Genomic DNA, 25,495 nt, shown 5'->3' with positions numbered 1-25,495 from the left:
CATGCTTTATTTGCGCGACACCTTATTACGAATCATTTCATTTGCATACACTGGCTCACCATTATATTCAGTAAGAAACTCAGCAGACACTTTAAATCCATATGCTTTGTAGAGCTCCTTTGCGGGCTCATTTGTTTTAGCGACAAATAGGCTAGCCTTGCCTTTTATTTGTGACAATAGAAATTCGAAAATTTGTTTTCCAATTCCCTTTCCTCTTGCACTAGGGCACACAAATAACGCTCTGATCTCGGACTCGAATATTGCCCCATAACCGAGAATCTCACCATTATCAAAAACATATATCTTTGATTCTTTTAACGCTGACAGTCTCTTTTCATCGTTCTCTAACGGTAAGAGTTTAAACGCTCTTTGCTCAAAGCGAAGCTCATCCAATTTGGATTTCGCATAAATCTGCAAAACACTTGGGAAGTCTTTCTCGTTAAACTCTCTAATATGCATATCAAGCTAGCTCCAAAAAAAGGCTGATGATGCTCGGCTCAACTTTTTAAGACAATGAGGCTGAGCTTGGCCATTTCCGCTTACACTGCTTTTGAGGTGTAATTTAATAACCACGTACAGCCAACACAAAAATAGTAATAACAACCAGAACGACAAACCATAAAATAATTGGCACATAATTTCCATTTTTCGCTTCGGATGCTAGATATACATTAAATTCCTTTTTACTTTGCGTACGGCCATATTTAGATGCAAGATTGTTATTACCAAGTGTAGTTACACCATTTGTGACATACTCTTTGGCTAAAGTAAGAGTGGGCAATGGACCGAAGTCGTGATTGCCGTCGCAATTTAACACAAACCAGTTCGAGCCATCTTTTACAATATACCGGCCATCTGAAACTAAATATTGACCTGCTCGAATCCTTTTAATGGTAGCCATATTTCCTCGACACCTAGCAGCTTAATCAAAGGCAAGCCGCCTTCTTTCTAATGTAACTTCGCCTATTTATATTTTAACGTAACATATAACAATATTAATTAATTGTTACTAGTCAGATATTTAACAACTAATTTATCACAAGTTTTTTACGTAAACCGAAGTTATCCTCCACCTAACGCTCAGCAACTCCTTAAAAAAAAATCATTAATTCAAACAACTAACATGCAGAATCATCTTATCTATAAAAGCCCTATTTTGGTGTTTGCCAACAAATAAAACCAAAACTGCGACTTGTGTCACACTAAAAACACTGTTAAATTGCGACATCTGTCACACACATTGTAATTTTCCATATTCGAATAAACATTAAAAGGAAACTGTTTTGCAACTTACCGGCCCAGAACTCGAAATACTCAAGTCTTTATGGCAGCAACAGCCGCTAACGGGTAAAGAAATTCACCAACGGATGGAGTCACTCTACGGTTGGAGTTATTCATCTACCCGCAAAACATTAGAGCGCATGGCGCAAAAAAACTATGTCAGTGTAGAAACGCAAGGGAATAAAAAAATCTATTCAGCATTACTTGATAAAGTGCCTACGCTCGCCGCATTTGTAAAAGACTTCTCTGAACGCGTACTTGAAATAGACGGCAATTTACCCGTTGCCATGTTCTCTGGCAGCCAGTTATTTGAACAAGATGAACTCTCTGAATTGGAGGCTCATTTAAATACATTACAACAACAGAAAAACAACTAAGTTATGTGGTTAATCTCATTTTTATGTTGGCTAGTAATTAGCTTTTTACTTGCTGCTTTATTAAAAAAAATAGCGCAAAAAGAGCGCCTTTCACCGCTCTTTTGTTGGGCTGCACTCATCCTTCCATGTGCCGTATTTTTACCAAATTTCGACGTTTTTAAGGTGACAGAAGTCAACTTTATTTGGCTTAACTCTAGTGCGCAACAACAAATGCAATTTGTTGGTGAAGTGGCGAAGCAAACCACCAGTCAAAACGGCTTTAACATTAATTGGTTGCTTTTTGGCGGGCTTTTTATCCCATCTGCATATCGCCTAATGAGACTAACTAAACGGTATCGTAACGCTAAGGCCTTGATTGCGACGGGAACTCCGTATCACTTAAGTACTGTGCCTTGTATGGTGATGCCGATGAATCAATCGCCATTTGTTATTGGTTTTCATAAACCTACGCTTGTGTTACCTCAGTATTTTATGCATTTGAGCAAACAGCAGCAGGATATTATTCTCGCCCACGAAGAGATGCACATTGCTAACCGAGATCATTTTCATACTTGGCTGTGGTTAGTTTTGGTTGAAATCTGTTGGTTTAATCCCGCTATAAAACGTCTCAGCGAATTGTATGTAAATGCAATGGAACAACGCTGTGATTTACAAACAATCTCGCGCCATCGCTATATGCCGCAAGATTACGCTAATACCTTGTTGCTCAGTATTAAATTATCACAGCAAGGCGCGTTAAACCCATTTGCTGCTCATTTTACAGGGCAAACCATCAAGGTAGCCGACTACAAGCAACGCTTTACGTTTATTTTTAGCCACGCGCCAGTCCAAATTAAAAAATCACTTTATGTGTTCAGCTGCGCTCTATTAATTGTTGTACTGGCAAAAGGCGCAATATCGCAAGTATATGCAGGACAAGATAAGTGGCTGTATCCGGTCGCAAATATCGATATCAGCTCTCATTATGGCCACGTTACTTCGTTTCGCAAAAACCGGCCTCATCGCGGCGTGGACTTAGTTGATGCAAAAGGCTCATCCATTGTTGCCGCAAAAACTGGCAAAGTGATTATTGCCGACAACAAAACTATGGCAGCTGCATTTGGTAACACCATTGTGATCCAACACAGCAATGGCTGGCAATCGCTCTACGCGCATTTAGACGAAATTTCAGTTACTAAAGGTCAGTGGGTTAAAAGCGGCGAGCTGATAGGAAAAATGGGCGATAGCGGCAAGGTAACAGGCACACATTTGCATTTTGAACTAGCAAAAGATGGCCAAACAGTTGATCCACTCATTTATTTAAACGAGAAATAACATGCATTTTTCACGTATTATTTTAGTAGCATTATTACTCGTAGGCTGCGATGAACAAAGCCAATGTAACGATGAAACGCAAAACAAAAACATCACCAAAGAAGACACACGTAGGCAGGTAAGTTCGCAGGAAAAAGACAACACAGCTACGCATAACACTGAGATAACACGTCAAACCTATATCCTAAATAAAGGTGATACACTGACCCATTTATTACGTTTGGCGGGGTTTTCATTTTCAGAGATTTACGCCTTAGCCGATGCGATTAAACCACTCTATGATTTTAAGAAAATTCAGTCGCACACTCAGTTTGATGTAATTGAAACGCCAAACAGTAAAACCATTCGATTTGCAGCGAGTTTCGCACAAGTAATTAACGCAAAATTAGTAAAAGGAAATTGGGAAATTACGCAAAATGCAATCACAACCCAAACGGAGAAAATAAGTCGTTCTTTTGCAATTAATCACAGCCTTTATCAAGCGGCGAGCGATGCTGAAGTACCCAATAATGTGATTAACAGCGCGATATTAGCGATGTCACATTTTGTTGATTTTCAAAGGGAGGTTCGACAAGGCGATCAAATTACCTTAAATTTTAATAGCGTAAAACTCACGCAAGATGCACATTTATTTAGCACCTTTAGTAATCCACAACAGTTGGTTGCGATTTCCTTTATCAATCAAGGTAAACATTACGAACTTTACCATTACCAAGACACTTTTTACTTTAAAGATGGCAAGCTAGCACAGAGCTTTTTAATGAAAACGCCACTTAATGGCGCGCGATTGTCATCAAACTTTGGGAAAAGAAAACACCCTATTTTAGGCTACACAAGGCAACATAAAGGCATTGATTTTAGCGCACCAATTGGTACGCCAATTATGGCAGCGGGTAAAGGCAAAATACTAAAAGCCAGCTACAGCAGAAGCTTTGGTAATCGTGTGCTAATTGAACACGGCAACGGCTATCGCACTTTGTATGCACATTTAAAAGGCTTTGCTAAAGGTATCAAGCATGGTGCTCGTGTAAGCCAAGGGCAAACGATTGGCTTTTTAGGCAATACAGGGCTTTCTAGCGCACGCCATCTGCATTATGAAGTGCATAAAAACGGTAAGGTAATTAACCCATTAAAAATGAAGCAACCAAGCAATATTCAATTAACGAGCGACGAGTTACACGCATTCAAAATGCATATTAATGATATTGAAAAACGTTACGCGGCGTTAGTTTACGATAGCAATAATAAAAGCGCTTTAGACTAATCAAAAACCCAGTCAGGTAAATTCTGACTGGTTCCAACTCTATCTATCACCACAAAATTTATTTTGATTTTTTCAAAAAACGGAGTGCCTTTTTAATCTAAAAATGCAATAAAAAAACGTAACTAACTAATTTTTAGAAGAGTATTTAGTGCTTTGTTGAAACATCGCAAATCCCTCCTGATTTTTAAGAGATAACGCGTCCAATTTTAGGCATTTGTCTGTACGCAAAGAAGCGCAGATTGACTACTTTTTAAACGCGGGACACTCCCGAGCAAGGAATTAATTAAAAGGAATTCAATATGAAAAAACATAATCTATTAAGTCACCTGATCATTTTTGTATTTTTGTTCTCTGGGAATGCAAAAGCGGCTCAAGGGGATGTTGATACTAATTATGGTGTTGGAGGCATAGTTCATACGCCGTCGGGTGCTAACGTTATTGCTGCATCTGCCACTTCAAATAATGGGATTATCGTTGCAGGAATAGGCCATCATCCGAGCGACTTTAGAATAACCCAACTATTAAGTGACGGAACTGAGGATGCAAGCTTTGGCAGTTCTGGGCATGTTGAAATAAACCTACCCTCAGTACTCGGTATTAGTAACTTCAATTTAACCGATATGGCGCGCACCAATAATCAAGAAACAATTATTACAGGATATAACCTTGGCTCTATTGGTGGCGATGGCGTACTTGCTAAGTTAGATGCAAACGGTAACTTAGATAGCACTTTTGCCAATGGTGTAGGAGCCTTAACATTAAGAAGTTTCGCACCGTTTACTGGTCAAGGTCATATAATTCCTTATGCTCTTGCTGTTGATGCAAATAACCACATTTTGGTTGCCACAAGATGCTTATATGGCACATTAGTTGCGCGCTTTACGCCATCTGGCACACTTGATAATAGCTTTGCAAATAACGGAGTATTGGCCGTTTCATACCCACTTGGTGGCCAATTTCCTCATATGCCTGTTAGTTTAGAAATAGATCCGCTGGGTATTATTACATATGGCTATTGGGTGCTTACTGGTTCATCAACTGCGGTAACAACCAAAGTAGTGACACAATTAGATCCTAACGGAAACCTCGTAACTAACTTTGGTAACTCAGGCCATATAATTGTACCCGCTGCAAATGGTGAAGAGTTAGTCAGTGTAAAGCGCGATGTAAATAACCGCACTTTATTGCTTACCAAAAACTGCGTTTTGTCACGATATACGGCAAATGGTATGTTAGATACTTCTTTTGGCAACAACGGAGCAGCAAACGTTGTTGTGCCTAATGGCAGTTCGTCACTATGCTTAGGTCTTACATTGAGACCAACTTCAGCACCTATCGTTACAGGAAGTATTCAACAAAATAATAACCATCAACTTTTAGTCGCACGCTTTGATAACTCAGGTCAACCAGTAGCAAACTTTGCAAACGGCGGTGTTGCTATCGTTGGTCAACCGCCATTTGCCGGAATCGTGAATGCTTATGGCGCAGCCTTTTCAGTTTTACAATCAAATGGACACATTCAGGTAGCCACTACCGAACGCCCTTATTTAAACAATTTTGCTGTGACAGCTATTGAAGATACAGCTCTTAATGTATCCCCGCGTCCAGCAAGAATTGGACGCCGAATGTCTGTCGCACTTAATACTTGGACATACTCTATTCCATTTACTGTAAGTGACTTAACGTCTGGTGCCAAAGTTATGGCAACAATTGAACAAGGCGAATACTCCATAAATAATGAACCTTACACAACATCGCCAGGGTTCGTACAAAATGGAGATTTAATTACTGTGCGTCACCGTTCGGCATCTTGCTTCAACTGCAGCAAACGCTCAACACTTGAGTTAGGTGGTTATTACGACGCTAAAAACGGGGGGCAACGATTAGGTGGCAGTCGAACCTACAGTTTTAGTAGCTTAACCAAGGGGCTAATCGTTTCACCGCTTTAACATGCCAAGGGCTAGCATTTCAGCTAGCCCTTGCCGTTGAATATATACCCTAAGTTTTTTCAAACAACGACTTCATAAATTCATAAAACACCTCCGTTTTTCGTGTAACTAAACTGTTTTGCGGTTTTAAAAACCAGACTGGCGCGTCATCATCCATTAACGTATTTGGTAAAATCTCAATTAATTGTCCAGCTGCTAATTCATCCTGAATTGCCAAGCGCGATTTAATCGCAATACCCAGCCCAGCAACCGCCGCTTGTGTCATATTATCTGAGTTAGAGATAGTCAGTTGAGTGGTTACACTGTGGTTAATAACGCGGTCATTATCTTTAAATTTAAGCTGCCGTTGCCATGGTAAACACACCCATTGGTGATTACTAAGATCGGTTATCGATTTTGGTATGCCATGCTTTGCCAAATAAGTAGGTGATGCACACAAAATACGTGAATTACGGGCAATCTTGCGCGAAAGTAAGTTAGAGTCTGCCAATTGCCCTACTCGAATCGCCACATCTTGCGCGTCATCCACTACATTCACAAATTGATCAGTGATCATAAAATCCAGTTTTAAATCGGGGTAGTGTGATTCAAACGCTGCAAGTGCAGGCAATACAAATTTAGAAAACACCCACGGTGGCATAGTGACTCTTAGCACACCCGAAATGGCCGAGCCCCTAGCACCAATTTGATGCTCTGCATCGTATAGCGCCTCTAGAATTGCCACCGCACGCAAATAAAACACCTCTCCAGCAGGTGATAACCGCATACGCCGACTATCTCTAAAAATAAGCACCGTATTAAGCGCTTTTTCTAGCTTATTTAAACGATGACTGACCGTTGCAGGCGAAAGGCCTTGTGCTTTTGCAGCAACCACTACGCCTTGATTTTCAACAATGGCAATAAAGGTTTCTAAATCACATAAACTGTACATAGCGTTGATTTAATATTTTCGAATTTAGGTTTCGTTTTTCTATTGTATATCTAAAAAATTAAAACTCTATACTGAGCACATTGTTTACTCAAGAAGCGAAAGACACATGACATTAAAAAGCCAAATCGACGCGTTTGAAATCGAAAAGAAAGCCAACCTTAGCAGCGATATTTTAGATTTAATGGATATCACTACAGATAAACTAATTGCGGCGCAGTTAAGCCAGCATGCACTTAAAGTGGGTGATACGCTGCCAGCATTTATCTTACCGAATAGCGATGGCACTTTGGTAAGTTCACACGCGTTACTAGAAAAAGGCCCATTGGTGCTTAGTTTTTATCGCGGTGGATGGTGCCCTTATTGTAATTTAGAGCTTCGTGCGCTTAATGTAATTTCAGCTGAATTTGCCGCACATAACGCACAGTTAGTTGCTGTTTCTCCACAGTTACCAGACAATTCACTTTCTACTCAAAACGAAAATAAGCTTGCGTATACTGTACTTTCGGATGTGGAAAATACCTTAGCAAAAGCCTGTGGTTTAGTATTTACCCTTGATGAGCATTTAGTACCGGTGTATCACCAACTTGGCCTTGATATTCCAAAAGCGAATGGCGATAACAGCTATGAATTGCCTCTTCCGGCAACCTATGTCATTGATCAAAATGGCGTAATTCAATTTGCCTTTGCAAAAGAAGATTACACCTTAAGAGCTGAACCTAAAGACGTACTTGCAGCGGTTAAAGCGCTAACGAGATAAAAAAAGCCGGAGATTACTCCGGCTTTTTGCAATTTAAAAAACGTTAATTAGTTATTTAAATACGTATTTAAAAACTTAAGGTAAGCATTTGATGCTTCAATGCGGTTTTCTTTTTTGGTAAAACCATGGCCTTCATCATCAAATAATACATACTCTACTGGTACGCCATTGGCTTTTACCGCTGCTACCAGCTCGTCACTTTCCACTTGCAGTACACGAGGGTCATTCGCGCCTTGAATTACCATTAAGGGTTTAGTGATATTTTTAGCATGGAATAATGGCGAAATAGCGCGGTGACGCTCACCATCTGTTGCTGGGTCGCCCATTTCATCGTAAAGCGCTTTTTTAAAGCTCTCCCACCATGGTGGAATAGAATTAAGCGTTCTTACCCAGTTAGTTACACCAAAAATATTAATACCTACTTTAAATTCTTCCGGCTCAAACGCAAGCGCTGCCGCAGTCATAAAGCCGCCGTAACTGCCGCCCATAATGCCAATTTTATCGCCATCTACCCAATCTAAGCTTTGCAGGTGTTTTTTACCGTAAACAATGTCCTGTAAGTCATCGGTGCCGTGTTTTTTATCATCCAAATGGAAGAAAGTTTTGCCGTAGCCCGAGCTACCGCGGTTATTCACCGCAAAAATAGCATAGCCATGGTTTACCAAGTGCTGCTGCATGGCGCTATAACCGGTGCGGCTTTGTCCACCTGGTCCGCCATGCACCCACACAAGTGCAGGCACTTTATTATTGCTATTTGCTTGCTTTGGTTTGTATAACACGCCCGGGATTTCTAGCCCATCAAAGCTTTTAAAACGCACAATGGTACTTTCAACCAGATCATTTTGATCAATTGCAGCACTTAAACTGTTTGTTAGTTGTGATGCCTTTGATGATCCTACCTGCCAAACAAATAAATTGTTCGGTGACGTATCTGAATTTAAGTAAAACGCCATGGTTTTTTCATCTGCCGAGAAATTTACGCCACGTAAATTACCCGCAGGTAAACTTGGCATCGCAATCGATTGCCCAGTTTTTGTATCCATCACAGTGACTTTAGTGCTGGCATCAGCATTTACACCACTCACTTGGTAGCGCCCTGATTTAGAGAAGTAAATAAAGTTAACATCCCACTCATCTTTGAGTGCAAGGCGATGTTCACCCGAGGTTAAATCGTAGCGCCAAATCTGCGCAAATTCGCCTTTTGCATTGGTTGAATAATAAAGTGCCTTGCTATCTCGCGAGAAGGTTTCTGGGCCAAATGTGGCTTCAACACCTTTGCCAGCAATTAACTCTGGTTTCAGTGTTTTTTTCATCGTATCGAGAATAAACACGTCGCTATCTTTGTTTGAGTTGTTTTTAGAAAGCGCAATAAAACGGCCGTCAGGGCTAATTGCCCCCACATCTAACCCCATTTTATTTTGATAAACAGGGGTTACTTCGTAGCTTTTAGCATCAACACGGTATAAATCCATAAACTTAGCATCGCGCTGGTTGCTGGTAATGTAAAAATGACTACCATCTTCTGTGAAACCGGCAAAGCGCGCGCGGGTTTCTTCTCCCGGTGTTAAGTCTTTAACGCTGCCGTCAACTTCGCGTACATACACATGAAAACGCTCATTACCGCCTGAATCTTTGGTAAAGATCACGCGTTCGTCATTTGGGAAATAACGCACCGCGTAAGTACTGTCTTGAAAATCTGTTAAGCGTGTTTTTTTTGCGGTTTTAATATCAATAGCATAAAGGCTATAAATACCGCTTTCATCACTGCTCACCAGTATTTTGTCACCATTTGGTGAAAAGCTGCTACCCATAATAGAGGTGGTGTCAAAGAAAGTTTCAGCATCATATTGTTTTAATGTTTGTGCTTGCTCTACTTTTTCTACCGCTTGCGATGTACTGTTTGTTTGTGAACAGCCAGCTAGTACAAGCCCTAGCGCACAGGCAACTGCGGCTAATTGAAAATGCGTTTTCATTATAATTATTCCTTGTAAATTATCCGTTTTCGATTGTTACCTGAACAAATATTAGACACAAGTGTCACGTGAGAATAATTGTTTCAAAATGTTGAAATGCGTGACGGATAATGTCGCAGACCTGTTACTACGCACTTTCCGTATTTGCCATTAATCACTTAACCAAACCGTTAAACACATAACGTGGGTTATTAGCGCATGTTTGATTAAACTCACAAACATAATAAAAACAGGGAGTATTGAAATGAAACCTACGTGCCCAGAATGCAATAATGAAATCACTTTTTTGCAAAGTTTTAGAAATATCAATCCGTGGAATTATCACTGTCCAAACTGTAGAAAGCGTATAGATATCAGTAAAAAATGGAAAAATATCAGCCTAATTTCAGCTGGATTAGGGTTTATTTATGGTCTTTTCACTGCCGCCAACGATATACCTATGTTGCAGGCATTTGTACCTGTATTAATTATCGCTTTATTCGCACAGTGGTTTGTTTGGCAACGTATAACATTCCACAAATTTAATAGTGCAAACCAACAACAAGATACTTAATAATCACCAAACAAAATAGCTATGAGGTTGATGCCTAAAACTGCATCAACCGCGCTAAATACGTAGCGCCAGACATCATAAATATTCAGTAAGAACCTTTCTGCATAGCCACCTCGTAACAACCAACTTATAAGGTCAACAATTTACTGTTTGTATTTATGTAAAAGCGATTGCGGAATATGGCAGTAGTCATCAGGGCAGCGAGTAAGCCTATCTTGATGTTCTTCATCGCTTTTTACGTAATTGGTAAGGGGCAATACTTCTACTTTAATCTGTTCTTTATCATCACGAGCATTAATAAACGCAGCGGCATCGCCCAAATGTGCTGGGTTTTGGCTATAAACTCCCGTACGGTATTTCTCTCCAATATCTTGCCCTTGTTTGTTAATACTATACGGGTCGATAATTTCAAAGAAATACGTCATCAATTGCGCAATCGTGACACGCTCTGGATCAAAGTGTACTTTTACACATTCTGCATACCCATCGTATGGCGCATGTGTGCTATTGGCAGTGCCGTTTGCTCTGCCTGCTTCACTGTTTATTACCCCGGGAAGATGTCTTAAATATTCTTGCACACCCCATAAACAGCCTCCTGCAAAGTAGATAACGTGATCTAACGTGTTTGCGCTAGCAATGCAGCGCTGTTTGTTTTGTTTATTCATAAATGTATTAAGTTGAGAATGATTCGTATATGCCTCAGGAGTGAGATCATATACAATGCGCGCCAAATTAGCGATGTTGTTATATGGGAACTTCCCCTGTGTTTTATTTGAGCCAAGCTAGTTGGCAAGTAGCCCTTACAACAACTGAATGTAGTTACTTACGTCTAAAAGGAAATCACATGTTTCGCGTTGCAAACGCTTTGTTTTTAAGCACGCTGTCAGCTTACTCTTTCGCGTCAAACGACCTTACCTCTTCTACCGAAATCGAAAAAATCACCGTTCAAAGCGCCGCCACGGCAAATAACCGTCCTGTCGGCACCTTTGACTCACCTGTTTCAAATTTAGAATACGATCCGCGCGTTGATTTGCAATCGCGTAATATGGCTGAAGCGCAGGCTGACGTTACCATCCGCGGCGGTATTTTTGAAAACACAGGTTTTCGCATTGGCAGTGCAACCTTATACGACCCGCAAACAGGCCATTACTTTGCTGAAATTCCTATTGCACCTGAAATGCTATCTAAACCACAGGTATTCACTGGCGTAGATAACGCCCTTTACGGTGTTAATAGTTCCGTAGGTTCAATCGCTTATCAATGGAATACCATTAATAGTGGTGGCAATGTATCAGCAGGTGCTGGTAACAATGGGTTTAAACTGTTTAGATTGCACAGTGCATACAGCACACAGCTTGAATCTAACCGTTCGTGGACTTTAGGCGTGGAAGGTGAATACTCTCACTCACAAAGTGATGGTACCATCGAGTTTGGCGACCATGATTTTGACCGTGCCTCTGGACGCGTGCAACTCGCCAGCGAACATTCTCAAACCGATGTTTTTTATGGTCAACAAGAGAAATTCTTCGGCTGGCCAAATATGTATACGCCATTTAACGTGAACGAAACAGAAGCGTTAAAAACTAAGCTGTTTATGATAAATCACACGCAGCAATACACAAATGATAGTCACTTTGAGATAACCGCGTACCACAGAAAACATCAAGATCATTATGTGTTCTCAAGAGAAAACCCATCAATGTTTGAGGCGTTTCATGAAACGGAAGTAGATGCTTTTGCTTTATCGGGCACGCACAGTGTAAATAGCCAATTTAACCTATTGTATTCGGCACAAGTAATGGCAGATTCAATTGAATCAACCACACTTGAAAATAATTTTACTTCGCGTGATTATTACAAACTGAGTGTTGTACCTGAATACACCACCGCACTTGATGCAAACCAAAGCCTAACCGCTCGACTTGGCGTTGCACTTGACGACACTAATCGTGATGACTCTCATGTATCTGTGATCGGTGATATTTCATGGCTAACACGTGGTCAAGGTAACTCAACACGCAAATTCTACCTATCGTACGCTGAAGCTACGCAAGTTGCTGGCTACACCGCAATTGGAGGCAGCGAAACGGGCGGCCTATTTAGAAGTAATCACGATTTAAAACGTGAAGTAAGTAAGAACATTGAAATTGGCATGTCGCTTGATGCTCTTGATTGGCGCTTCGATTCTGCACTTTTTTATCGCTTTGATAACGATTTAACCGATTGGACATATAGTTTTGATGCAACTTCAGCGCGTGCAGCCAACGCCGTTGATATTGACACGCTAGGCTTTGAACTTTTTGCTATTAAAAGCTTTGGTAACGCTGACATTGTCGCTAGTTATACCTATTTAGATAAATCTGAAAACTACTTTAACGATACCGTAGACGCCAGTTTTTATGCGTTAAATTATCCACCGCATCGTGTAACGCTTGGCGCCGTATGGCACCTGCATGACAGTGTGGTACTGCGCATTGATAATGAATGGCGCAAACAGCAAGAAAATGCCCTGCGTAACGGCGATGACAACGCACTTTTCACCCATTTAACAGCTACCTATGCACCGAGCCAATTACCGGGTGTAAATTTGGTGTTTGCCGTTGATAATTTATGGAATGAAAAACTCGAAGAAGTACCAGGTACACCAGGTCGCGGTGAACAGTACTCCATTACGGCAAATTATACTTGGTAAGTATTTAAACCTAACTTGCGCTATTTGAACACGCCAAAAAAAGCCCCTTTTGGGGCTTTAAATTGGTTGGTTAAATTTATAGACATTTGAAGTTATCGATGCTTCTTACGCAACGTTTTGCCAGTAGATGATTAAACTTCGCATTGCCAATCAGGTGCTTTGTTACCAATTGAGATTTGAATATTGGTTTCACCATATTTGCTAATTGATGGCTGAATTGTCGCTTCAAAATCACGAGCGGTGTGCTCAAACTGACGCGCATGCAGTTCGAGGGCTTCAATATCTTTGCTATGAGAACGGACTATCGCTTCCATTTTTTCAGCGATTTGTTCGTGTTGCTTAATTAATTGTTTATTCACAACCACTGTATCGCCATCTTCAATAACCATATCACCTGATAAGCTATCTAATGCATGCTCATGTTTTGCAAGTTCACGTTCCATACTTTTCATCGGCATTTCAAGTGTTTTTAACTTCACTTCATCCGCTTTCATTGCATGGTAAGCGGTCAGTTGTGATTCTGTCATCGCGATAGTATCTAGGCGCTTACAATCCTTAAACACATAGATATTTGGTGTATCATTCTCCAATGTATTGTCTGATGTTGCATTTGCAACCGCGCAAGCGGTAAGAATAGCCGAACTTAACATAACAAGGGCGAACTGTTTCATAGCGTTTAATCCTGTTGAGTAAATGTATTGGTTTAAAAGCTTAGTCGCGAGCAAAAGGGAAAAGGTTTAATAAAAAACTAATTTTTAGTAATCAAAACAAAATGTAACAATTACTCATACTTTAAAATAAACAACTGATAATCGAGCTGCCACAAGCTAAACATCTATTTGTTATTGATAATAAAGGTGTTGTTGCACAAAAAATTAGACTATTTGCACGCTAGAATAATATTTGGGGAAAGTTTAAGCGGGGCAACCCGCTTTTTTTATGCATTGTAATCAGCTCAATGTGCCAGGGCCTGATTAAAGTACTCTTGATAAAACGCCTCAGCATCAATTTCAGACAGCGTTTGCCAAAGCTTATTCGCCAATAGAGGCTGGCGCTCAAAAAATTGATGGCTAAACATCAAATATCCAATACTTTGATTAATTGGAATGGTATTTTGTTCAAAACCAGTTGGCACATTTTCCATATGACAATTGCTCAGCGAAACAGCCACTCGACCTTTGAACAGTAACTCATGGGCTTTATTTATTGATGGTGATTCGTATATATCAAAGCCTTTTTTACGCATTTCACCAATAACACCGTAGCCATTTGGAATAGACATGCTCATTGGTTTGTCAAAAATCAGTGTTTCGCCATCCCAATTTATACTGCCTGCTTTATGTAACAAACACGATGCAGAATTCGAAAAACTTAAGCTATTGTCTAATTCGCCATCACTATTTTTTGGGTAACGGGCGATTTTTTCTCTAAGCGGATGGTACCGCCCCACAACAGCATCTACTTTGCCACTAGCGAGGTCGTTTAAACAACGCTTCCAAGGGTAGCGAACAAATTTAATGATTAAATCGGGATGATAAGTTGCAACTTGATTCAAAATATCAATTGCCGGACCGGGCTTAGACTCAGGTACTAATGGGCCTTCACCATAAAAATGAGGTAAAACCGGTTTGTTTTCATAACAATAAGTTAATGTGACTTGTTTATTGCTGGTTCCATGCGCGTGCAATGATAAAAAAATGAGTACTGTTAAAAACATATAATTAAATACATTTTCAAGCATAGCGCACCTTAATAATTAAATTACATCATGTTGAGTTTAGACCGAGATAAGCGAAGATTGTATTCAAACAATTTAAAAAAACATGTACCTCATCATGCTATTGAATAATTGATAACGCTTTTTATTAAAACTCCCCCCCTAATTCGTTGAGCTAGTTTAATAATTTTGACATATTATGCTAAAAACATAACGAGCAACCTATCTACAAAATGGAACTTGAAACAGAAAGACTTATTCTTAGATCGCTTTCTTCTGACGATTGGCAATTTTTCAAACATTTACATCAGCTGCCCGATGTGATGCGTTTTATAAGCGATATGCCTACGCTTGATGTAATTAAGCAACGATTTGATGAACGCTGTATTTCTTGGCAAAAACAATCTAATGATTGGCTTACACTTACTATGTTCGATAAAAATACCATGACACCTATTGGCGTTACCGGATTTTTATCACAGTGGCAACCATATCAGCAAGCCGAGCTTGGCTTTATGCTTGACCCTGAATTTCAAGGATTAGGTTATGCGAAAGAGTCAACGCGAAGAGTAATGACGTTTGCATTTGACGAATGTGATTATCACAAAGTAACTGCTACGGTTACACAAGGTAACGACGCATCAAGTCAATTATTAACTGCGCTGGGGTTTAAACTAGAAGGCGTGCTCAGAAACAACTACAAAATTAATGATAGTTGGTTCAACGATCAGAAATTTGGCATGTTGAAAAGCGAGTTTTCTTAAAACAAAACACCTACAACAGAAAGTAGTGGTAGGTGTTTTGTTTTTAAGCTATTTAGTTAAAGATTAAAGCGCGATGTTGCATCCAGTAACTTGTCTGATAAATCATGCAAATTTGTTGCAACACTGCGAACTTGTTCAAGTGAGTTTAATGTCGACTCAAACGACGAGTGCATATTTGACACATTATCAACCACGATTGAGGCGACCGACGTTTGCTCTTCGGTTGCCGTCGCAATTTGTGCGTTCATACCATTAATCGCCAATATTTGTTCAGCAATTTTACGAATTGAGTCACCTGTTTTTGCCGCGTTGTCTGAGTTCTGTTTGGCTTTTTCCATTGCTGAATTCATCGCTGTTACAGAGTCATTAGCAGCCACTGTTAAAACATTTAATAAATCACGAATTTCGTTTGTCGATTTTGCGGTACGCGATGCAAGTTCACGTACTTCATCAGCAACCACGGCAAAACCACGCCCTTGTTCACCTGCACGCGCCGCTTCAATGGCCGCATTAAGCGCAAGTAAATTCGTTTGCTCAGCGATAGAGGTAATCACATTTAAGATTTGCCCTACGTTTTGAGTGTCATTGGCTAATTGATCAATGGTGCCCGATGCCGCTTCAATTTCATCTCGAAGTGCATTTGATTCTGTTACCGAAGATTCAATTTGCTGCGCGCTGACTTCCACTTCTTTTTCGGCGCTTCTTGCTGCTTCTGCGGCACTTGCCGCCGAGTTAGAAATATCACCTACGCTTAATTTCATCTCTTCCATTGACTGGCGTACAATTTCTGCGTCATGTGATTGTTGGTTAGTTGCGTTTTCAGCGCGCTCCATACCTTGTACCAAGCGTGTTGAGTTTTCCATTAACGGGCTAACTACTGACACTACGTTTTCTACCGAGTCTTTCAATAACGATATAAAGCCATTAAAATTTTGCGATACTTGACCAATTTCGTCTTCACCTCGCACTTCTAACTTACTGCTTAAACTGCCTCCGCCATTGGCAAGCTGTTCAAGTGAAGACGCAACTTCTTTAGCTGATTGACTAATGGCTTGCGCAATATAGATAGCCAATAACGCAGACATAATGATAGCAACAACAATAATCCCAATGGTTACACTAATAGCGTCGCTTGAACGCTCTAATGTATCGCTAATAAGCGCCTGAAAGCGCTCATCTGACTTAGCTTGAAATGTTTCAAAATGACTCACTAACGCTTCATATTTTGAAGTTTTCTCTTGCGCTTGTTGCTGGATTTTTGAAAAATCGGCAGTGCCGTTAATCATACCTGACGCTATGTCACTCGCTATTTTGCTGTACTCTTGTAGCAGTTTAGTATCTCTGCCACTCGCATCTTCAGGCGATAAACGCGAAAGCTGCTCAAGGTTCTGTTTTATCTGCTCTCCGGTTTCTTTTGCTTTACCAATCAATTCTTCATCGCCAAATGTCACCGACTGAGTATAAAGCTCATCCAATTTTTGCACTAAATATTTGTTAGCCGTCGCAAATTTAACTACTTCGTAACTAACATTCGAAATTTCATTAATTGATTTTTCATTGTCTACCATGGTACTGCGACTAACCGCCAAAATGGCAATTAGTAGTATCACTGTTAGCCCTGTAATTAAGTGTATCTTCTTGTTTATACTTAAATTGCTAATAATATTCATTCTGCTTGTTACCCTACATTAAGCTATTGTTCTAAATAAGCCCTTTTAAGCACCACCATTAAATTGTCGTCTATTTTTAAATTTTTGCTAGTAATCTCGTTTATTTAACTATACTTACCTCGCTAATAACGCAAATTAAGCAATTTAGGAAACGATTATGAACAATAAAGTTTTATTAGGTTGTGCATTGTGTTTTGCGGCTTTTCCAAGCTTTTCAGATGTTAATATCTCTGGTTTTACTAGCATAAATGCAGGCAAAGTACTTAGTGGCACAGGTGTTCCTCACTACGGCATTAATGAACCCACCTTTCTCGCTGACTATCCTATAGTGAGCGCATACAACGAAGACATTACCTTTAAACCCGAATCCCTATTTGGCTTGCAAGTAAGTGCAGATGTCGGTGAAGGGTTAAGCGCAACAGCACAAATTGTTGCTCGCGGTGCAGATGACTTTAACGCAGAGTTTGAGTGGGCTTATTTGTCGTATGAAATCAACGACAACTGGACAATACAGGCAGGTAAGAAACGCCTTCCATTATTCTACTACTCTGACTTTTATGACGTTGGCTATGCTTACGTTTGGATGCGTGCGCCCGCAGATAACTACACCTGGCAAATTTTTAACTACAACGGTGTAAACGCCCTTTACACCGGATCAATTGGTGATTGGTCATTATCCGGTAATATCTATTTTGGTCGCGAGGACGACAAAGAAAATAAACTACTTTCAGAGTTTTTCTTTGGTGAACCAACCCGTGAGATTTGGAAAGACATTATCGGTGGCGTAATTCAAACCAGTAATGACTGGTTAGAAATTCGCGCAACAGCTATGAGCTATACCAACCAACGTTATATCGGTGGCGAGCCATCAACATGGAACGGTAAAGATGAGCGCGATGGCAACTTTTATGGCTTAGCGGTCAATGCTGATTTTGGTAACTTTTTTGTATTAAGCGAACTCAACCGTCTCGATCTTGATGGTAATTTAGATACCGCGATGCTGACATTAGGCTACCGTATCGATTCGTTCACCCCATTTGTCTCATATTCTACCTTCGATCAAAAAGATGGTGATGATGGCGAAGATCACAACACCACATCATTTGGTATTCGTTGGGACTTCCATTCAAACGCTGCATTTAAAATTCAATACGATGAGGTCGAAGACAACTCGTATGAATTGGCTGTAGCTGGTGATAGCAAAGCCATTACTATCGGCGTTGATATGGTATTTTAATTGAGGGTAACACAATGAAAAATTTAATTATTTTAACACTTATTTTATTCACATCTTGCTCATTAAGCGCTGCGGTAGATGTTATTGTTCACCCATCAAATGCAAATGCAATTGACGCGGGTGATATTAAGAAAATTTTTACCGGCAAAGCAAAATCGTTTGCCGATGGTTCAAAAGCACTACCCATTACTCAGGCTGATGGCAACCCTGCTACCGATGAGTTTAACCAAAACGTACTAAACAAATCTTCAAGCCAATTAAAAGCATATTGGTCAAAGTTAGTATTTACTGGCAAAGGCACTCCACCGGAAGAAGCGGCAAATGATGCAGAAGTAGTGAGCTTAGTATCAAAAAATCCAAATTTAATTGGTTTTGTTACAAAAGGCAGCGCCGATGGCAGCGTAAAGGTTGTTCAATCCTTCTAATTGAGGTGAAGCTAATATGAAGAAACGTTATTTAATTGCTTCATTACTATTAACAGGATTTGCAACATCAAGCTATGCAGATATCCGAGTTAATGGTTTTGCCTCTATCTACGGTGGGCAAACCCTTGGTAGTGATGATGCCTTATACAACTACTCAGATGAACTAGACTGGCAAAACGACAGTTTGTTTGCGGTACAAGTTAGCGCCGATGTGATGGATGGGCTATCTGCAACCGCACAGCTGTTAGCCCGAGGCAGTGATGATTTTAATGCCGAGTTTGAATGGGCATATTTAACCTATGAAGTATCTGAAAATTCACAACTCAGTGCCGGTAAAATGCGAATTCCATTTTATCGTTACTCTGATTTTCTTGACGTAGGTTACGCCTATCGCTGGGTAAGACCTCCGCAATCGGTTTATAACTTGTCGTTTTCGACCTATGAAGGATTAAGCTATCTGCATAACTCAACCATAGGTGAACTTGATAGCAGCTTACAGCTGATGGTAGGCGCGGTTGATACAGATATTACCGCAGTTACCTATTCCGACGCTGCAAAACTTAAAGACACAATTGGTATTAACTGGAGTTTATCAAACGGTTGGCTAACAGGACGGGTTGCTTATTTTGTTTCTGAAGCCAGTATTGATGTTAGCGGTAGTAGCGAACTCTCAGGGTTATTAAATGGCTTGCAAGCCTATGGCTTAAATCAGCAGTATAATAACTTAGCCATTGAAGAAGACGACGCTTATTTTGCAGCAATCGGTATTGGAATTGATTACAACGATATTCTATTCGACGCTGAATACACGCAATTTGAGATTGATAACAGTATTTTAGCCAAGCAAACACAATATTATGTATCGCTTGGTTATCGCATGGATTCAGTCACATTAAGTGCAACGTATGAAGGCAACGATGATGAAAATTCAAACGATCAATTTAACCAAGTACCACGAAGCATAACAGGCCCTGGCGGTGTACAAATACCTGTTGTTGCCCCTGGCACAAACCCACCATTGTATTTGCAAGATGCCACTAACTTAGCGCTCGCGTCACAAGCTGCTAAATCGAATGCATATTCGTTTACCGTACGATATGACTTCCACCCATCAGCAGCATTTAAAGTGGAATTTACCCACTTTGAAGATGATTTAAGCAACAACGACGCCGACTTAGTGACCTTTGGTGTGGACCTGGTGTTCTAATTATTATTTCCTTAAAAGCAAAAGCCCTACTCTTTTTAAGTAGGGCTTTTTTATGGAATCGGTTAAACCAACGTGATTAGCAAACGTCACCTTCAATGTTCAATAACTGTGGCTTTGTATTAGGCTTAGCATAACTTAATCGCCCTAGCCGATCGGTTGTGTGATAGCTATCAAGACCTGAAATCGCCACTGTATCAAGCGCTTCAATATCAATAAAACCATCTTTTGCAAGCGCCATTTGTGGCACAATAATATGAGTTATTTCACCAATGACCAATACCGTGCCGTTAATTTCGAGCGGTTTAATTTCGCGTAATTTAAGGGAAAATTTGGCTTGCGATTCACCAACAAATGGCGCATTTATGCCTTTCTCAAATTGCTCTGTCAGCGCTACTTTTTCAAACTCAGATTCACTTTCATCATAACGCGCTGATGTTTGATGGGCTTGTTGCCAAATCAATGAATTTACGTGATTTATGGTGTAGACACCCGTAGTTTTAATATTGCTTAACGTGTCTCTAGGCACGGTTTCCGGGCGGATGATCATACCAATTAACGCAGGATCAGCACCCAAATGAAATACTGAGCTGACGATCGCCAGATTGGTTATGCCTGATGCGTTTCGGCTACCAATTAAATTTGCACTTTTAAAGCCTGATAAACTATTAATTAACCGAGCGCGTTCGCGCTGTTCCATCGCTTTAATATCATCTTGAGTTATGTGTTTTATCATTGCATTTGCCTAAAAATCATTTGCTTTGCTATACGCTTAACCACGAGTTATCGATTACAAATTTTCAAGATTTTGCAGTAAAAAATTCGCGCGACTAAGTACCTTATCGCGATCATCCTGTGGTTTCTTAAGCCAGTTACTTAACACCATTTTAGTGCGTGGATTATTGGTAAAACTGTCTTTATGTTTATCCATAAATTGCCAATAAAGTGAGTTAAGCGGGCAAGCATCATCACCCACAGTGTTTGCTACGTTATAATGGCAATCACTGCAGTAATCGCTCATTTTTTTAATGTAATTACCACTTGCCGCATAGGCTTTCGAACCAACAATACCGCCATCGGCAAACTGGCTCATTCCCCGCGTATTTGGCATTTCTACCCACTCAAGTGCATCGATGTAAATGCCTAAATACCATTCATCAACCTCATCTGGGTGAATTCCCGCAATTAAACAAAAATTACCTGTTACCATTAAGCGTTGAATATGGTGAGCGTAAGCAAAATCAAGTGATTGTGTAATCGCATGAGACAGGCAGCGCATTTTGGTGTTTCCACTCCAAAACCAACTAGGCAGTGGCAATTTTGCATCAAGGGCATTGAGCGATGCGTAATTAGGCATATTGGCCCAATAAATACCGCGCACAAATTCACGCCAGCCTAAAATTTGCCTAACAAAGCCTTCTACCTGTGCAATATCTATGTCATCGTTTTGTTCAAAGGCTTCTATGGCAGCATTCACTACGCTATGGGGGCTTATCATTTTTGCATTAATGGCAAACGATAATCGTGAGTGATATAAACTCCAGCCTTTATCCTCACCAAACTCAATAAGTTTGCCTGTCATTGCATCTTGAAATTGACCGAACTTCGGTAATAGCGTTTTACAGAAAAAGGCGAGCAGCTGCTTTGCTTGACTGCGATTGATTGGCCACAGCAATTGTTTCTCTGCTTTACCCATACTTTTAATACCATGCCTTTCAATGCGCGCCAAAATGTCACTGACATCATTAGCAAACACCAGTGGCTCAGGGATATCGGCAAGATCACTTGCTTTTAACTTATTGCGGTTTTGACTATCAAAATTCCACTGCCCCGTAAGGGGTTCATCGCCATTCATCAATACATTAAATTCCACGCGCATTTTGCGATAAAAATGCTCTAACCGGTGTTTTTTACCATGCTTGAAATAACTGGCTAACTGATTATCAGCCAAGTAAAAATGCTCGGTATCAAATACCTTGTAGTCGATAGAAAGGCTTTTACAGTAATCAGTTAGCTGGGCGCGTAAACGGTATTCATCGGGCAATTGATAGCAAAAGGTATGAATACTGTACTGTTTGATTAGATGATTTAATAAGTCGGGTAAATCGGCGTAGTTTTGCGTGTCATCTAAAGTTAAGTAAATCACCTTATGGCCAGCTTTTTCTAATGCGCCAGCAAATGCCTGCATTGCCGCAAAAAACGCCGATATTTTTTGAATATGATGGGTGGTATAACTCGCCTCTTGATGTAGCTCAGCAATCACATACGTCACATTGTGCGACTTTTCTTTAAACCAAGAATGCTGTGCATTGAGCTGATCGCCCAAAATTAAACGAAGCTCACTGGTCATTATGCTTTCCTTTTTGTCGATTACCCGCACAGCGTTTTGAGCAGTATTTCACATTGTGCCAATCTCGCTGCCACTTTTTACGCCATGTAAATGGGCGTTCACACACTTGGCAAATTTTTGTAAGTAGTTCTGATTTTTTCACTAATTTGGCCTAACATGGCGATTAAGTAGCCGCTTACTTTCAATCACAACTTTTGGCTTTTTACGCCATAACCAAAGTAACGCTTGTGCATCTTTATAGCTTTGTTTTACATCAACAATCGGCTCAGGATAATCTGCACCCAATGTAAAGCCATACATCATTTGTTCCATTTGTGATAGCTGCCATGGGCTGTGGATCAATGGCGCTGGTACTTCGCAAAGTTCAGGCACCCACTTTCTAACAAAGTCGCCCTTTTCATCTTTTTCTTCCCCTTGTTTTACGGGGCTATAAATTCGAATGGTATTAATACCTGTCACACCCGCTTGCATTTGAAATTGACTGTAATGAATACCAGGCTCGAAATCTAAAAATAAACTGGCAAGATGCGCTACACCTGCACGCCAATCAAGTTCTAAGTGATGACACAAAAAGCTCACTAACATAGCGCGCATGCGAAAATTTATATAACCAGTTTCAATTAAACAGCGCATACAGGCATCAACCATGGGAATACCGGTTTGTCCGGTTTTCCAAGCGTGCAATCTTCGATCTGCTAACTCACCTGTCACCCGCGGTAAGTCGTCATACCCTTTGTTAACGTGGCGAAATTCCATCTCACACTCGCTTTCAAATTTCTGAATAAAGTGGCAATGCCAATGAAGTCGCGATGTAAAAGCAACAAGGCTTCTACGCCAGCCGGGAACTTGCCAGCGACTGAGTACCGTTTGATAAACTTGTCGTAAGCTAATATTGCCCCACGCCAAATACGGCGATAATCGCGAGCAATGAACTTGACTTAAACTTGGGCTTGAAAGGCTAAATGCATACTCTTTACCGCGAGCAGTAAAAAAATCATTTAGCACATTAAATGCTTCGCTTTCGCCGCCATTTTGAAACTGCCCCTGAATATTTTGAAAGCGCGTTTCAAAGTGTGGCAACAGACATTCAAACTCATTATTTTTAAACCAGTTAACTTCGTTTAAATCAAGATTCAAACAAGGCGCACGCATCACCTGCTGCCAGTTTTCATCCCAATGAGTGCGATGGGTTAAGCCGCGTTGCACCGCCCCTAAAGGGGTTTCATGCCAGATGACTTGATTGTTTTTGCACCATGTAGCGAACGCTTTATCGCGCGCAAAGGTGTTATCAAGGCCAATTTCTTGATGAGAAAACACCTGCGAAATAGCGTATTTAAGGTTAAGCGCTTGAAGTACCGCTAAAGCATCACCCTTTGCAACATACAAAGCGCCTGTTGGCAACTTGTTTGCCATATCGCGCAGTGACTGCGAGACAAAGCGCCAATGGCGCTCAGAATAGTGCGCATCGTCAAGCAATATGTCTTCAAAACAGTACACTAATAATACTGGTAGCCCTGTTTTTGCTGCTTCAAGCAGTGGGGCGTGATCAGACAAGCGAAGATCACGTTTTAACCAAACAACTGCGATACTCATTTAAGTTACATCGCTTAGAATTGGCCAATCTGCTGGATCATTGGCATCAAGCTGTGAGCCAACCGCTGAACCTTGCCACTTTCGAATAAATATGCCGTTTGCATCAAACAGTTCGGTTTGCTTTTCAATATTGAAATGCCGCCCGCCGCGCGGATCAACACCAACGCCTGCAATGTACTGCCAATTGCCCCAATTTGACGCCACATCAAAATCAATCAGTTGCTGTTGAAAGTAAGCAGCACCATAGCGCCAATCAAGCTGTAACTCATTTACAAAACAACTTGCCGCAATTTGCCTGCCACGATTTGACATATAACCGGTCGCATTAAGTTGCTTCATAAGTGCATTAACTAACGGATAAGGTGTATTACCGCTACACCATTTTTGATATCGCTCGGCAAAAAAGCTAGTGAGAGGTTTTGTATCACTGAGGCCTGAAAACGCATAAAGGCGCTCGCCTAATTTTACACTCAGCCACTGAAAGTACTCGCGCCATAACAGTTCAAACTTAATCCAATAAGTTGATTCGTTGGCGCCATCTGAATGTTCATATTGTAATACCGCATGCCAAATTTGCCTTGGCGATAAATTACCTATCGCTAAATAAGGGCTAAATTTTGTCGAGTTGTGCCAGCCATCAAGTTCATTGCGGGTTTCTTTGTAGGTTTTTGCCGCGCCACTATTTAAGTAACTTACCAAGTGATATTTACCCGCATGTTCCCCTGCAAAAAACGGCATATCATTGGGCGTAGTATAAGTCCCATCATAACGCTCAAACCAAGCAAGCAGCACACAATTGTTGTCAACCTTAATCGCTTTTGGCCAATGCTCTGGCGTCAATGTGCTTTCCAACGAGGTTGGTGCCGAAACTATTAATGGCTTTTTCTCAACTTTGTTGCGAAATTTACTAAAACTACCCGACATACAATCGAGCGTTGCAATTTGATGCTGTGTGAATAGTGTGTGTTGCCAAAACTGCACTACATTCACTTCTGGAAATGTGTTTTTTAAGTGAAGGACTTGTCGTTTTTCGTATTCACCTACTTGTTTAGCAACCACCAGCTGAGTAATCGCATGAGCTTCTAAAAACTCACTTACAACGTCTTGCGGCTTACCCTCTAACACTATTAGCTGATGACCTAGTGCTTGCAGTTCATCGGCAAGTTCTTGTAGAGCATTTAAGATAAATCGCGTTTGATGATCGCCAAGCAGTTGGCTGTGATAGTTATTGGCAATTTTTGTACTGGGGTCAAGCACATAAACAAACGCAATTTGTTCACTGTTTTTTAGCGCATATTCTAGCGCAGCGTTATCACTTAAGCGTAAATCATGGGTAAACCAGTAAAGGGTGTTAAGCACTATTTTCAACCGAGCGTGTTACGAACTATAGCGGTATGTACGTAACTCGAGGTTAAAAAGTTCAAAACAACAACCCGCCTTTTTA

At 40.6% G+C, this 25,495-nt stretch carries 24 protein-coding genes; 11 read left to right on the top strand and 13 right to left on the bottom strand.

Going from position 1 to position 25,495, the window contains the following annotated elements; all coding sequences use genetic code 11:
* Window positions 1-6: 6 nt before the first annotated feature.
* Together AC2IOM_RS19500 and AC2IOM_RS19495 are read right to left on the bottom strand one after the other, a co-directional pair.
* A complete protein-coding gene (locus tag AC2IOM_RS19500; RefSeq protein WP_486359845.1) occupies window positions 7-459 on the bottom strand; it encodes a GNAT family N-acetyltransferase in 453 nt (150 codons plus the stop codon).
* A 103-nt stretch (window positions 460-562) separates the two neighbouring features.
* Complete coding sequence (locus tag AC2IOM_RS19495) at window positions 563-901, bottom strand: hypothetical protein (protein WP_486359844.1); 339 nt, start codon at window positions 899-901, stop codon at window positions 563-565.
* Between the two features lie 382 nt (window positions 902-1,283).
* Here AC2IOM_RS19495 and AC2IOM_RS19490 point away from each other — a divergent pair, with 382 nt between their 5' ends.
* From AC2IOM_RS19490 to AC2IOM_RS19475, 4 genes are all read left to right on the top strand, one after another.
* Window positions 1,284-1,658: a BlaI/MecI/CopY family transcriptional regulator gene (locus tag AC2IOM_RS19490; RefSeq protein WP_010558299.1), complete on the top strand. Its 375-nt coding sequence runs from the start codon at window positions 1,284-1,286 to the stop codon at window positions 1,656-1,658.
* A gap of 3 nt (window positions 1,659-1,661) precedes the next feature.
* Entirely contained in the window at window positions 1,662-2,972 is a 1,311-nt protein-coding gene (locus tag AC2IOM_RS19485) for a M23/M56 family metallopeptidase (protein ID WP_486359843.1), read from the top strand.
* A gap of 1 nt (window position 2,973) precedes the next feature.
* Window positions 2,974-4,236 carry a peptidoglycan DD-metalloendopeptidase family protein gene (locus tag AC2IOM_RS19480; RefSeq protein WP_486359842.1) on the top strand — a complete coding sequence of 421 codons (1,263 nt, stop codon included), beginning with the start codon at window positions 2,974-2,976 and terminating at the stop codon, window positions 4,234-4,236.
* Between the two features lie 299 nt (window positions 4,237-4,535).
* Window positions 4,536-6,185: an NHL repeat-containing protein gene (locus tag AC2IOM_RS19475; RefSeq protein WP_486359841.1), complete on the top strand. Its 1,650-nt coding sequence runs from the start codon at window positions 4,536-4,538 to the stop codon at window positions 6,183-6,185.
* Between the two features lie 49 nt (window positions 6,186-6,234).
* Here the strand turns inward: AC2IOM_RS19475 and AC2IOM_RS19470 are convergent, their stop codons facing one another.
* Window positions 6,235-7,116, bottom strand: coding sequence for a LysR family transcriptional regulator (locus tag AC2IOM_RS19470; RefSeq protein WP_486359840.1), 882 nt, complete (start codon window positions 7,114-7,116; stop codon window positions 6,235-6,237).
* Between the two features lie 106 nt (window positions 7,117-7,222).
* Between AC2IOM_RS19470 and AC2IOM_RS19465 the strand changes: the two genes are divergently transcribed.
* A complete protein-coding gene (locus tag AC2IOM_RS19465; protein ID WP_486359839.1) occupies window positions 7,223-7,873 on the top strand; it encodes a peroxiredoxin-like family protein in 651 nt (216 codons plus the stop codon).
* Window positions 7,874-7,920: 47 nt separating this feature from the next.
* On the opposite strand, the gene AC2IOM_RS19460 is transcribed toward AC2IOM_RS19465, so the two are convergent.
* A complete protein-coding gene (locus AC2IOM_RS19460; RefSeq protein WP_486359838.1) occupies window positions 7,921-9,846 on the bottom strand; it encodes a S9 family peptidase in 1,926 nt (641 codons plus the stop codon).
* Between the two features lie 244 nt (window positions 9,847-10,090).
* Between AC2IOM_RS19460 and AC2IOM_RS19455 the strand changes: the two genes are divergently transcribed.
* Window positions 10,091-10,399, top strand: coding sequence for a hypothetical protein (locus AC2IOM_RS19455; protein ID WP_486359837.1), 309 nt, complete (start codon window positions 10,091-10,093; stop codon window positions 10,397-10,399).
* A 143-nt stretch (window positions 10,400-10,542) separates the two neighbouring features.
* On the opposite strand, the gene AC2IOM_RS19450 is transcribed toward AC2IOM_RS19455, so the two are convergent.
* A complete protein-coding gene (locus AC2IOM_RS19450) occupies window positions 10,543-11,064 on the bottom strand; it encodes a peptide-methionine (S)-S-oxide reductase (protein ID WP_486359836.1) in 522 nt (173 codons plus the stop codon).
* Window positions 11,065-11,243: 179 nt separating this feature from the next.
* On the opposite strand from AC2IOM_RS19450, the gene AC2IOM_RS19445 reads away from it, so the two are divergent.
* Window positions 11,244-13,091, top strand: a complete 1,848-nt coding sequence (locus AC2IOM_RS19445) for a TonB-dependent receptor plug domain-containing protein (RefSeq protein WP_486359835.1) — start codon at window positions 11,244-11,246, stop codon at window positions 13,089-13,091.
* Between the two features lie 131 nt (window positions 13,092-13,222).
* Here the strand turns inward: AC2IOM_RS19445 and AC2IOM_RS19440 are convergent, their stop codons facing one another.
* Window positions 13,223-13,762 carry a hypothetical protein gene (locus AC2IOM_RS19440; RefSeq protein ID WP_486359834.1) on the bottom strand — a complete coding sequence of 180 codons (540 nt, stop codon included), beginning with the start codon at window positions 13,760-13,762 and terminating at the stop codon, window positions 13,223-13,225.
* 284 nt (window positions 13,763-14,046) lie between these two features.
* Entirely contained in the window at window positions 14,047-14,832 is a 786-nt protein-coding gene (locus AC2IOM_RS19435; RefSeq protein WP_486359833.1) for a hypothetical protein, read from the bottom strand.
* Between the two features lie 209 nt (window positions 14,833-15,041).
* On the opposite strand from AC2IOM_RS19435, the gene AC2IOM_RS19430 reads away from it, so the two are divergent.
* Entirely contained in the window at window positions 15,042-15,572 is a 531-nt protein-coding gene (locus AC2IOM_RS19430; protein ID WP_486359832.1) for a GNAT family N-acetyltransferase, read from the top strand.
* Window positions 15,573-15,628: 56 nt separating this feature from the next.
* Here the strand turns inward: AC2IOM_RS19430 and AC2IOM_RS19425 are convergent, their stop codons facing one another.
* Window positions 15,629-17,242 (bottom strand): methyl-accepting chemotaxis protein, encoded by a 1,614-nt coding sequence (locus AC2IOM_RS19425; protein ID WP_486359831.1) that lies wholly within the window; start codon window positions 17,240-17,242, stop codon window positions 15,629-15,631.
* A 157-nt stretch (window positions 17,243-17,399) separates the two neighbouring features.
* Here AC2IOM_RS19425 and AC2IOM_RS19420 point away from each other — a divergent pair, with 157 nt between their 5' ends.
* From AC2IOM_RS19420 to AC2IOM_RS19410, 3 genes are read left to right on the top strand one after another with little or no spacing between them, the layout of a single operon-like run.
* On the top strand, window positions 17,400-18,479 hold the full coding sequence (locus tag AC2IOM_RS19420) for a porin (protein WP_138632929.1): 1,080 nt from the start codon (window positions 17,400-17,402) through the stop codon (window positions 18,477-18,479).
* Window positions 18,480-18,493: 14 nt separating this feature from the next.
* Window positions 18,494-18,904 (top strand): type 2 periplasmic-binding domain-containing protein, encoded by a 411-nt coding sequence (locus tag AC2IOM_RS19415; RefSeq protein ID WP_054981364.1) that lies wholly within the window; start codon window positions 18,494-18,496, stop codon window positions 18,902-18,904.
* 16 nt (window positions 18,905-18,920) lie between these two features.
* Window positions 18,921-20,111, top strand: a complete 1,191-nt coding sequence (locus AC2IOM_RS19410) for a hypothetical protein (RefSeq protein ID WP_486359830.1) — start codon at window positions 18,921-18,923, stop codon at window positions 20,109-20,111.
* Between the two features lie 76 nt (window positions 20,112-20,187).
* Here AC2IOM_RS19410 and AC2IOM_RS19405 read toward each other — a convergent pair whose 3' ends face one another.
* From AC2IOM_RS19405 to AC2IOM_RS19385, 5 genes are read right to left on the bottom strand one after another with little or no spacing between them, the layout of a single operon-like run.
* The gene (locus tag AC2IOM_RS19405) at window positions 20,188-20,844 is read right to left on the bottom strand and encodes a flavin reductase family protein (protein WP_486359829.1); all 657 of its coding nucleotides are present in this window, start codon (window positions 20,842-20,844) and stop codon (window positions 20,188-20,190) included.
* Window positions 20,845-20,898: 54 nt separating this feature from the next.
* On the bottom strand, window positions 20,899-22,458 hold the full coding sequence (locus tag AC2IOM_RS19400) for a cryptochrome/photolyase family protein (RefSeq protein ID WP_486359828.1): 1,560 nt from the start codon (window positions 22,456-22,458) through the stop codon (window positions 20,899-20,901).
* On the bottom strand, window positions 22,448-22,600 hold the full coding sequence (locus tag AC2IOM_RS19395; RefSeq protein ID WP_486359827.1) for a DUF2256 domain-containing protein: 153 nt from the start codon (window positions 22,598-22,600) through the stop codon (window positions 22,448-22,450). Before AC2IOM_RS19395 ends, AC2IOM_RS19400 begins: the two co-directional genes overlap by 11 nt.
* Window positions 22,600-24,051: a cryptochrome/deoxyribodipyrimidine photo-lyase family protein gene (locus AC2IOM_RS19390; protein ID WP_486359826.1), complete on the bottom strand. Its 1,452-nt coding sequence runs from the start codon at window positions 24,049-24,051 to the stop codon at window positions 22,600-22,602. The genes AC2IOM_RS19395 and AC2IOM_RS19390 overlap by 1 nt, the downstream gene beginning before the upstream one ends.
* On the bottom strand, window positions 24,052-25,410 hold the full coding sequence (locus AC2IOM_RS19385; protein ID WP_486359825.1) for a DASH family cryptochrome: 1,359 nt from the start codon (window positions 25,408-25,410) through the stop codon (window positions 24,052-24,054).
* Window positions 25,411-25,495 lie beyond the last annotated feature (85 nt).

Source organism: Pseudoalteromonas sp. NS-SX12 (assembly GCF_057367955.1).
This window is presented reverse-complemented; position numbering and strand designations above follow the sequence as displayed.